Below are 556 nucleotides of genomic sequence, written 5' to 3'. Positions count from 1 at the left end.
GGGTCGAGGCCGCCGTGCCCGGTGGCGCGGCCAACATCCAGGACATCTATCCGCTGGCGCCATTGCAGGAAGGCATTCTGTTCCACCACACGCTGCACCCGCAGGGCGACGCCTATGCCACGCCCACGCTGCTGGGCTTCGACACGCGCGAGCGGCTGCTGGGCTTTGTGCAACGGCTCAACCGGGTCATCGCACGCCACGACATCCTGCGCACGGCCGTGCTGTGGGAAGGGCTGGCCGAGCCCGTGCAGGTGGTCTGGCGGCAGGCACAGGTGCTGCTCGACTGGCTGGAGGAGAGCGAAGGTGAAGGGGAAGGAACGGATGTGGCCAGCCGGCTGCAGGCCGTGCTGGACCCGCGCGTGCAGCGCATCGATGTGCGCCGCGCGCCCATGATCCGCGCCGTGGCGGCGCAGGATGCGCCCAACGGGCGCTGGCTGCTGCAGCTGCTGACCCACCACCTGGTGCTGGACCACACGACGCTGGAACGCATCGTCGAGGAGATCGCGCTGATGGCCCAGGGCCGCGAGGCGGAGTTGCCCAGACCCCTGCCGTTCAG

At 70.0% G+C, this 556-nt stretch carries 1 protein-coding gene; it reads left to right on the top strand.

Annotation, left to right across the window (positions count from 1 at the left end; all coding sequences use genetic code 11):
* A partial coding sequence (locus ACF8NF_RS12855; RefSeq protein WP_392450697.1) for a condensation domain-containing protein occupies positions 1–556 on the top strand: 556 nt, incomplete at both ends.

It is taken from the genome of Delftia sp. WSY_22, assembly GCF_043104185.1.
GTDB classification, from domain to species: domain Bacteria; phylum Pseudomonadota; class Gammaproteobacteria; order Burkholderiales; family Burkholderiaceae_C; genus Comamonas; species Comamonas tsuruhatensis.
This window is presented reverse-complemented; position numbering and strand designations above follow the sequence as displayed.